Source organism: Bacteroides sp. K03, assembly GCF_019734355.1.
GTDB classification, from domain to species: domain Bacteria; phylum Bacteroidota; class Bacteroidia; order Bacteroidales; family Bacteroidaceae; genus Bacteroides; species Bacteroides nordii.
Genome location: NZ_JAASHC010000015.1, coordinates 115,213 through 122,428 on the forward strand (window position 1 = coordinate 115,213; position 7,216 = coordinate 122,428).

General features: G+C 38.2%; 7 protein-coding genes. 1 reads left to right on the forward strand and 6 read right to left on the reverse strand.

Going from position 1 to position 7,216, the window contains the following annotated elements:
• A complete protein-coding gene (locus HCG69_RS12310) occupies positions 1–933 on the forward strand; it encodes a DUF3137 domain-containing protein (RefSeq protein WP_221650271.1) in 933 nt (310 codons plus the stop codon).
• A gap of 180 nt (positions 934–1,113) precedes the next feature.
• Here the strand turns inward: HCG69_RS12310 and HCG69_RS12315 are convergent, their stop codons facing one another.
• The 6 genes from HCG69_RS12315 to proC form a co-directional block, all read right to left on the reverse strand.
• A complete protein-coding gene (locus HCG69_RS12315; RefSeq protein WP_221650272.1) occupies positions 1,114–1,971 on the reverse strand; it encodes a thiol-activated cytolysin family protein in 858 nt (285 codons plus the stop codon).
• 26 nt (positions 1,972–1,997) lie between these two features.
• Positions 1,998–2,633, reverse strand: a complete 636-nt coding sequence (locus HCG69_RS12320; RefSeq protein WP_221650273.1) for a hypothetical protein — start codon at positions 2,631–2,633, stop codon at positions 1,998–2,000.
• 523 nt (positions 2,634–3,156) lie between these two features.
• Positions 3,157–3,357, reverse strand: a complete 201-nt coding sequence (locus HCG69_RS12325; protein WP_221650274.1) for a DUF2007-related protein — start codon at positions 3,355–3,357, stop codon at positions 3,157–3,159.
• A 314-nt stretch (positions 3,358–3,671) separates the two neighbouring features.
• Entirely contained in the window at positions 3,672–5,327 is a 1,656-nt protein-coding gene (locus tag HCG69_RS12330) for an AMP-binding protein (RefSeq protein ID WP_221650275.1), read from the reverse strand.
• 7 nt (positions 5,328–5,334) lie between these two features.
• Positions 5,335–5,889: a helix-turn-helix domain-containing protein gene (locus HCG69_RS12335; protein ID WP_195660556.1), complete on the reverse strand. Its 555-nt coding sequence runs from the start codon at positions 5,887–5,889 to the stop codon at positions 5,335–5,337.
• Between the two features lie 105 nt (positions 5,890–5,994).
• A complete protein-coding gene (gene proC, locus HCG69_RS12340; RefSeq protein WP_221650276.1) occupies positions 5,995–6,768 on the reverse strand; it encodes a pyrroline-5-carboxylate reductase in 774 nt (257 codons plus the stop codon).
• Positions 6,769–7,216 lie beyond the last annotated feature (448 nt).

Sequence of the window (7,216 nt, forward strand, 5' to 3'; positions counted from 1 at the left end):
ATGGGACAGTCACGCTTTGAATCATTGTCGCAGGAATTACCTTCTGTTTTGCAGGCTTTGGAAGATAGACGCCGGGAACTTAAATCTCAAGGTCATAAAGCGGGATTATGGGGCGGTATTCTCTTTTTTATTGCGGGGGGGATACTATTAATTCTATCCGGTTATCCGGTAATCCTTTTATTATTTGTTGGAATTGTCTCTGCTCTCATTTATTATGCTTGTGTAAATAGTAAATCGAAGGATTTTTCTTTACACTATAAAAACGAAGTGATTGCCCGGGTGATTGGTGCATTTTGTGATAATGCCACATATTCTCCCAATGAGGGGATTAATGAAGAGGTGTTTTCTAACTGTGGACTATTCCCTTGTGCTCCGGATCGCTATCACACCGAAGATTTGATTCATGGGTATGTGGATAAAACCGAATTTCTTTGTGCAGAGGTACGTGCCGAAGAAAGAAGGACGCAGGTGGGAGCTAAAGGGCAGACGCGGCAATACTATGTGAATATTTTCAGAGGGTTTCTGTTTATGGCCGATTTTCATAAAGACTTTAAAGGAAAGACAACGATTCTTCGGGATTGTTTTTTTAAACTAAGGTTTGGGGAGTCAAGGGTTAAGATGGAAAATCCCGATTTTGAGAATACATTTGATGTTTACTCTACCGATCAGGTTGAAGCCCGCTATCTTATTACACCTTCCATGATGGAGCGTTTGCTGGAGCTGGATCGTAAATTCGGGCAAGGAGTTACCATTAGTTTCCGGGACTCCACCATTCTGATTGCTATCCCGGATTCTAAGAATCATTTTGAGGCCAGTATATGGAATCCTATTACTAATATACAATCTCTCAGTGCTGAAATAGAGACAATTAGTGCACTAATCTCAATTGTTGATGATCTCAATCTGAATACTCGTATTTGGAGTAAAGAATAGAAGCCTATTAAAAAAAGAGGTCCATCTCTCTGAATGTATTATTGTAACCTTTCTATAATAGTTGAAACGCAGATTAACTCAAATTTTCACAGATCAGATAACTTTGTCATTGATTCTTTGCGAGAATCCGCGTTTATCTGCGTTTCGATCAAAAGATTGTTGCGTACTAATTCAGAAATATTATTTTGTGAATTTATTGACAAATACCGAATTATCTTTTAGATAAGCGGCTGAGAAGGTAATGGGCATACCAAAATCTTCCGGTGTCATTTTTTTGTTCAGGTAGTTTATCAGATTTTTTAATGGATTGTCCGGATCAGTTTCTTCCATGTTATCATTGCCTATAGTCATACATCTTACAGTGGCATTTGCAATGACAGCCATACTTTCGCCAAGTATACTTGCTTCATCGTTTTCTGTCTTACTGATAATATCTTTAATCGCTGCTTTTACTGTTTGAGAATCAAAATCCGATTCGATGATTGCGACTGCTTTACGGCCAAACTGAATAGAACTGACATAAATAAGTTTGTCTTTTTGCTCAAGCACAGTAGGATCGTCACTTAGCGATTCAGGAAAGTCCATGTCTACAGAAAAGAAACTTTGACTGATACTTAATACAACAATTGTCTTTTTCTGCTTCTGGCGTGAAGTACCGAAGAAAAGGGACGGATTGATTTTCTGTCCGAAATAGATGGCTAATTCTTCATAAGATTTTATTTCGTCAATTGAACTGTTGAATTGATAGTTTGGTTTCAAGACATTGTTTTGTTGCAATCTTTCCCGGATCGCTTTCATCATATTGTCATAATCCGGTGTTATTTCCTGACTTTTCATTGGAAGGCTATAACTGATTGTAATAGGATTGAGGGAAACATCCAGAAATTGATGTGCATCACTGTTGATACTGCCGGGCTCTAATATGGCTCCTATAAATGTTTTGTCGGGAGCCTTTACGGTAAAGTTACTCGCTTCTTGTGCATAACCGGTTTGAATCACTAAAAGAAGCAATATGGCATATCTTATTTTTGTTTTCATCTTTCGTTGCTTTTATAGATTTATATTTATTCAAAAACAATTTGCTGCTTCAACCAGATAACAGATGATAGCCCGTCTTTACCTATATATTCCATTAGGTCGGAAAAAGATTTTAGTGAATACTCCTGTCCGATGGCATACAAAGTTCGTTGGTTGTTTACTCTTTCCTGAATATAGAAACCTATGTTAAGTGTAAAACTGTTTTTATCTTCTCTTGTTCCGCAATACTCCCATGTGTCCGATAGGTCATTATAAAGAAATACTTCATTATTGTGGGATTTCATTTTATATTTTTCAGTGATTCCGTAGTTTTTGATGATGAAGAGAGAATCATCTTTTAATTGCAATTCGGTTGGGCTAGTGAGTGATAAACGTTTTCCAAAATACTTACTTGATTCTTCGACAGGGAGATTCTGTACTTCCTGTTCTGTTTTCATTTGTTTTAGCTCCAGTATTTCTTGCGATTTGTATTTTAAAGTATATAATTCCCCGGTAGGAGCTGGTGGCTCGGGTTGTGGATCATTGTTAGTACAAGATGTAAAAGCAAGTGCTCCTATTAATAATGTGAAATAGAGCATTTTATTCTTTATCAACTTAAAAGGGTTTTGGACTATACTTATACTTACAGTGTAAGAAGCATTCTTTTTCAGGAGCTTTTTCATTATATTATGTATTGTTTATGTGATAGTTAAGATTGTCTATATTTAGTGATACTCTTTTGCAGAGTATAGTAATTTACTCTGCAAATATAATGATAATAGACAATCCTGTTCCGGTATTGTTCATATTTATATTTTATTATGGTTTCAGGTTGTGTACCACTTGTGAAAGCAGAAGGTAGAAGAAGACTTTTCTATATCAATTATGGGATAAAGAGTATGCATTGAATAATGTGATATTTTCAGTTTATAAAAGTACGTATTTAAGTGTGTGTTAAGTACGTATTTTTACTGTTTAAGAGTACGTACTTTTATGCCTGAAGAGTACGTACTTTTATTTCATAGAAAAAGGATGTTTGGATTTACTCGTTAACATTGTTAATTTGTACTGAGCTTGTACTACACTTTATTATAAAGATACAAAGATAACAAATCTGAAGAAAGATAATAATAAAAAAGCCGGTTCCGATTTCGCATCGGGCCGGCTCCAATCTAACTTAATCTTAATCTGGTATATTTTGAAAACCTATGAAATCTTTCTGCTTTCTATAACACGCATAGCGGCTGTATAAAACTCACAAGGTACGGATAGTAAAATACGGTTAGTACCTTTATCTTTTATTGAAACTTCAATGTAAGCTGCATTCAGAAGTCTTTTTACGCTGGCAACTTCCCATGGGCTACCGGCAAAAACATCAATTTGGGAAATCTTTCTACTTGTAATCATTAGTTTTGGTTTTTATTGTATTTGATATTGCAAATATAGAGCATGTTTCTAATATGGATTATAACTTATCGTTCAATCTTTATAAGATTTGTTGCAAACGTTAGCAGGCATGATATAAACTGATACAATTAACGTTTCTTTTCCATTTCCGTCATTGTGGATGATTAGAGTTTCGGAAAATGAACAAAACAATGCCCCGGAATATAAAATGCAAATTAGCACTGGTCTTCGTGGAGTAAATGCCTGAATGAGGAATAAATTTACGAAGAGTCAATGCTAATCTGTGTTTTAGAACGCTTATCTATTAATGTATCTTATTTTTCATCGTTCTTACGAATTTCCACGCGGCGTATCTTTCCGCTGATAGTTTTGGGCAGTTCATCGACGAATTCAATGACACGTGGATATTTATAAGGTGCAGTAACCTTTTTGACATGGTTTTGAAGCTCTTTTATTAATGCTTCACCTGCTTGTGCTTTATATTCCTTAGACAGAACGATGGTAGCTTTTACCACTTGACCACGAATCTCATCGGGTACTCCAGTGATAGCACACTCAATAACAGCAGGGTGTGTCATCAAAGCACTTTCCACCTCAAACGGGCCGATCCGGTAACCGGAGCTTTTGATCACATCATCTGCACGCCCTACGAACCAAAGATAACCGTCTTCATCTTTCCAGGCTACATCTCCTGTATAATAAATACCATTATTCCAAGCTTCATGTGTACGGTCTGCATCCCGGTAATACTCTTTAAACAGTCCTAATGGCTTTCCCTGGGTAGTACGAATGATGATTTGCCCTTGTTCACCTGCTTCCACAGAACGGCCCTCATTATCTATGAGATCAACATCATATTGTGGGTTGGGCACACCCATACTTCCCGGTTTGGGTTCCATCCAGGGGAAAGTAGCTACAGTCAAAGTGGTTTCAGTCTGTCCGAAACCTTCCATCAATTTGATTCCTGTCAGCTTTTTGAAAGTATCAAATACGGCCGGGTTCAGTGCTTCGCCTGCAATCGTACAGTATTGTAGTGAGGAGAGATCATACTTGGTCAGATCCTCATGAATCAGGAAACGGAAAATTGTTGGAGGGGCACAGAGTGAAGTGACATGATAATCCTGTATCTTTGTCAAGATATCACCCGGAGTAAATTTCTCATGGTCATATACGAAGATGTTTGCTCCAGCAATCCATTGTCCGTAAAGTTTTCCCCATACCGCTTTTCCCCAACCTGTATCCGCAATGGTGAGATGGAGGCTGTTTTCCGTGAGATTATGCCAGAAACTACCTGTTACGATATGTCCCAGTGGGTAGGTAAAGTCGTGTGCTACCATTTTCGGTTCACCGGTAGTACCCGAAGTGAAGTACATCAGTGAGATGTCATCATTTGTATTCGGATGTTCCGGTTTGACAAATGGAGTGGCAGATTCAATGCCTTTGTGGAAGTCTTCAAATCCTTCCGGAATCTCAGGGCCTACGCTTACCAGTTTATGTACAGAAGGGCACTCGGGCATTGCTTCGATGATATGCTTTGTGATCTCTTCTTCGCCGGCAGCAACAATCATTTTGATGTCTGCGGCATTACAGCGGTATACAATATCTTTCTTTGTCAGCAGGTGAGTGGCAGGAATAACCGTAGCACCCAGTTTGTGCAGGGCGATGATGCTGAACCAGAATTCATAACGGCGTTTCAGGATAAGCATTACCATATCCCCACGGCCGATGCCGAGTGATTGGAAATAAGAGGCTGTCATGTCTGTATAACGTTTCATGTCAGCAAATGTGAACTGGATATGTTCACCCTTATCGTTCGTCCACAGCAGTGCGCGCTTATCCGGTTGTTCGGCAGCCCAGGTATCTACTACATCATACCCGAAATTGAAATTTTCGGGTACGTTGATTTTTAAGTTTTTGATAAAATCTTCCTGCGAAGAGAATGTTGTCTGTGATAAAAATCTTTCTACCATAATAATATTACATGATAACGGCGAGGAAACGCACTGGCTTTCCGTCAAGTGCTTTCATGCCATGTGGGAGTTTAGCGTTGAAATAGAGACTGTCACCTTCGTTCAGTATCAGATCTTTACCTTCGATGTTGACCAACATACGGCCTTCGAGTACTAAATTGAATTCCTGTCCGCTATGACTGTTGTAATGTATCGGTTCATCGTCTGGTTTTGGCTCAGCCGTTACAATAAACGGGTCGGCACTGCGATTTATGAATCCGGCAGCTAAAGACTGGTATTTATAGGCTTTGGTGCGTTCAATACTTATTCCTTTTCCGGCACGGGTCAGAAAGTAACTACTCATTTTAGGTTCTTCGCCAAACATAAGTGCATCCAGAGAGATACCATATTTATGTGCGATTTTTTGTAGCATACCTACTGAGATGTCGTATTGTCCTGTTTCTGCCAGGCGATATTCTTCTGCGGAGATATCACAATCGCGGGCGATATCTTCTGAGGTAAGTTCCAATACGTCACGCAATCCGCGCAATCGTTCGGCAATTTGTCTGATTTGGTCGTCCATGTATTTAATGTTTAATTGTTAATGTAATATTTAGCTTGGCGGTTTTAATGTTTGCAGTAATTATTTTTATAAGTTCTAAAAAAAATGATAATTCATCATTGAACATTATTTCGATGCCTTCATCGCCTTAATCACCGCAGAGGTGAATCCGGCATGTTCCAGTTCGTTAATTCCTTTAATGGTGATCCCGCCGGGAGTGGTTACTTTATCTATTTCAACACTGGGATGTGTTTCTTTATTTAGCAACAACTCTGCTGCTCCTTCCAAAGATTGTGCTACCATTTTCATAGCATCTTTCGGGGCGATTCCCATTTCAATACCTGCCTGCATAGCGGCTTGTACATACTTAAGCACGTATGCAATGCCACATGAAGTGAGAGCTGTAGCCGCTGCTATTTTACTTTCCGGTATAATCATTGTCAATCCCATTTCGTTGAATATATCCGTTAATATTTTTTTCTGTTTATCCGAAGCGTTCCGCGCAGAGATCAACGTCATACTGGCACGTTCGGCTATAGCAGTATTGGGGATGACACGGAAGATGGGCATCTCCGGTTCGCCACAAAAATGTGCCAGATCGTCAAAACAGATCCCGGCAGCTAATGAAACAAGTATCTGTGTACGTTTCAAGCGGAGTGGATTGAGTATTTCTTCTATCAGCCAAGGCTTTACTGCAACAATTACGATATCGGCATTAGCCGCTGCATCTATGTTATCGTTTGTTGTTTTAATATTGGGAAAGTCGGCTTTTAGCTTCTCCAGTTTTCCATTACTTGGATTAGAAACAATAATTTCGTGTCCTTGAATCAGATATCCCTGGGCTAAGCCACGTGCAATGGCAGAACCCATATTTCCTGCACCAATAATAGCTACTTTCATATTATAATATTTTAGTCTGTTTTGAGGCAAAGGTAAAAGTAAAAAGTGAGAATATACATATTTTTGATGGGTATTTTCATTAAAGTGGTGTAATCTTTATGTCATTGAACCGTCTGAATAGTACTTTTTGTCAATAACTACTTTATAACTGCTAATTATAAAATATAGATTTTTGGAATTTGATATAAGATGCGAATGGCAGGTCTGTAATTTTGTGTTGTGTAATAATTGAAGAATAATAAAAGATATGCTCGAATGGGAGAAAAATATTTTTCTGATATGGAAAAATAATAACAATGTGGTGCTGGCGTAAAACGTTGATTATTAGATGTGTATATTTTATCTATTTTCCTCTACCATTATCTTTGCCGTGGAAAACATAGTTCTTTATGAACGTTAATAAGAATAAATTTCTTAATATTGTCTCGTAAACAAGAAAGCCTCCATA